Annotated in this window: 4 protein-coding genes; 2 read left to right on the top strand and 2 right to left on the bottom strand. The window is 47.4% G+C overall.

From position 1 onward, the window contains the following. Positions 1-239 precede the first annotated feature (239 nt). The gene (sleB, locus tag IAG03_RS13955; protein ID WP_249320724.1) at positions 240-953 is read left to right on the top strand and encodes a spore cortex-lytic enzyme; all 714 of its coding nucleotides are present in this window, start codon (positions 240-242) and stop codon (positions 951-953) included. A gap of 2 nt (positions 954-955) precedes the next feature. On the opposite strand, the gene dtd is transcribed toward sleB, so the two are convergent. Continuing rightward, positions 956-1,417, bottom strand: coding sequence for a D-aminoacyl-tRNA deacylase (gene dtd, locus IAG03_RS13950; protein WP_249320723.1), 462 nt, complete (start codon positions 1,415-1,417; stop codon positions 956-958). Between the two features lie 164 nt (positions 1,418-1,581). On the opposite strand from dtd, the gene IAG03_RS13945 reads away from it, so the two are divergent. Continuing rightward, positions 1,582-2,133, top strand: a complete 552-nt coding sequence (locus tag IAG03_RS13945) for a magnetosome magnetite crystal formation protein family (RefSeq protein WP_249320722.1) — start codon at positions 1,582-1,584, stop codon at positions 2,131-2,133. A gap of 104 nt (positions 2,134-2,237) precedes the next feature. Here the strand turns inward: IAG03_RS13945 and IAG03_RS13940 are convergent. Beyond that, a partial coding sequence (locus tag IAG03_RS13940) for an IS3 family transposase (RefSeq protein WP_249320720.1) occupies positions 2,238-2,728 on the bottom strand: 491 nt, incomplete at its 5' end.

The raw sequence follows: 2,728 nt of genomic DNA, 5'->3' as shown, positions 1-2,728 counted from the left end.
CTCTAAAACCGTCTCTCTCGAAACCCTTTAGAATCTTCAGGTCCGTTTCGCTCTTGTTGTTTAATTTTCAAGGTCCGCCGCCCGCCCGTCTCCGGGAGAGCGAGATTTATTTTAGCACCTTTCTCCACCTTTGTCAATACCTTTTTTTAATCTTTTTTTGAGTTTTTATTTTTTCATGAATTTTTAGGGATATTGTGCCCTTTTTCGCGCACACTCAAGACGAAAAGGGGTGTTTCATGATGCGGGATATTTTAAAATATATTTGGAAAGTTATGATTCTTTTTCTGATTAACGGTTTAATGGTTCTTATCATACTCGGCTCTTCTGACGCAGTCTCAACCTTATCCCGCTATGGTTCCCGCGGAGATGAGGTTGTACAAATTCAAACCGTACTCAAAGAAAAAGGATACTACTCCGGAAATGCCGACGGCATCTTCGGAGAACAGACCCGATCGGCAGTGATTGCCTTTCAGAAAGATCACGGTCTTTCTGCAGACGGAATTGCCGGAGAAAAAACACTTGCTGCACTTGGAATCGGAAAAGGCTCTTCCAGTTCAGAATCAAGCGCTTCAAATCAAACAGCCTATGGTGCATACAGCGCATCCGAAGTCGCGCTGCTTGCCCGCATTATTTCTGCGGAATCACGCGGAGAACCTTATGAAGGGCAGGTTGCCGTCGGCGCTGTTATTCTCAACCGCATTGCACATCCGAACTTTCCGAATACACTTTCCGGCGTCATCTATCAGCCCGGTGCCTTTTCCTGCCTGACGGACGGCGGTGTCAATGCTGCTGTTGCTGGCTCCGCCTACCGCGCCGCCAGAGACGCAATTGACGGCATGGATCCCTCAGGCGGCGCCGTGTATTATTATAATCCCGACAAAACTTCTAACAAATGGATGCATGCACGTCCGGTTATCGTGGTAATCGGGTCGCATCGATTTTGCAGTGAATAAGATTATTCTTTTCCTGCCATCAATTCTTCTGTATCCAAAAGGATGGTGACCGGGCCGTCGTTTTCGATTGAAACCATCATATCCGCTCCAAATACGCCTGACTGCACCGAGACGCCCTGTTCTCTGCCCTTCGCAAGAAATCTTTCATAGAGCGGAATCGCCTCTTCTGGGCGCGCTGCAGCAAGAAAGGAAGGCCGTCTGCCTTTTTTGCAATCGGCGTATAACGTAAATTGGGAAACAACGAGCAGTTCTCCTCCGATATCCAGCAAAGAGCGGTTTAGTTTTCCGGCTTCATCCTCAAACACGCGCAACCGTAAAACCTTGTCCAGTAAATAATCGCATTCTTTCTCTGTATCCCCTGTTTGAATTCCCAACAAAAGGACAAATCCCTGCTGAATTTCCCCCACGATTTTTCCATCTATTGTGACGGATCCATGGGTGCATCTCTGTAAAACTGCACGCATAATCAAAAACCTCTTTTCTGTTGTTTCGTCTTTATTATACCGAAAAATAATTCTATCAGGCAACCGTCTATCGGCATTATTTTTGCAAAACAAATAGACGAATGATAAAAAGACTGCTATAATGAAACAAAATAGTCTTTTTAATAATAAAGGAGGACGTTTGTATGCCTTTTTGCGGAAAATGCGGGGCAAACCTGCCGGAGGGAAGCAAATTTTGCGGCGTTTGCGGAGAACCTGTACCGTCAGCCGATGCTTCCCAAACGAGTTCTACAGATCAACAGCCCGATTCTGCCACACCGTCGGAAACCCCGACTTACCAGCAGCCGGAAAGCACGCCGCCGTATCAGCCAACCCAGCCGGAAGCAACGCCCCATGAGCCCGGTGTTACCGATTATACCAGCCGTATGAATCCGAATGACATCCTGCAGAATAAAACGCTCTGCGGTCTTGCCTATGTGTTCCCCATTCTGTTTTTTCTGCCGCTGGTTTCCTGCCCGAATTCAAAATTCGGACGGTTTCACGCCAACCAGGCGCTGCTCTTGTTCCTTTTGAATCTCTGTGTGATGATTATTGCCTGGATTCCCATTCTCGGATGGATTATCGGCGGTATCTGCGGCATCTTTTCACTTGTTCTCTGGATTTTGGGCATAGTATACAGCTTTAGCGGTCAGGCAAATGAATTACTGCTGATTGGAAGCTTACGGATTATCAAATAATTTTTCTATTCAAAATTGAAAAACAAAAAGTACCTTGCAACCATTGGACTGTTTCCCAGCGAACAGACAAAGAAAAAAGCGCCCAGTCGCAGAACAGCGGCGAATTACACGGCCTTGCTCCGGATTTCAAACGGAGTGAGGCCGTTTTTCAGGTTGATCCGCTCATAGTTGTAGAATCGCACATACTCCGCCGCCTGTTCGACTTCGGCCCGGCACGAAAATTTTCTCCGATACAGGCACTCTGTTTTCAGTGTCCCGAAAAAATTTTCCATTGCCGCATTGTCATAAGGGCATCCGGGGCTGGACATCGACGGCTGAATGTGGGATTCTTGGCTTAGGTCAAAGTATGCTTGGGATGTGTATTGTGACCCTTGGTCGCTGTGGAGGATTCGTCCATCAGCGACCTTCTCTTTTTTACAGGCATCCCGAACGGTATCCGTCACCAGCGAAGCGGTCATATCGCCGCCGATCCGATAAGCCAGCACCATTTTTCCGCACAGATCCAGTACGGCACACAGATACACCATTCCCTTAGCTGTGGGAATATAGGTGATATCGGTTGCCCAAAAACGATTGGGGAATGGTTGGGCAAACG

It is taken from the genome of Yeguia hominis, from assembly GCF_014384705.1.
Taxonomy (GTDB): Bacteria; Bacillota; Clostridia; order Oscillospirales; family Acutalibacteraceae; genus Yeguia; species Yeguia hominis.
The sequence above is the reverse complement of the archived record's forward strand: the minus strand, read 5'-3'. Positions and strand labels throughout refer to the sequence as shown.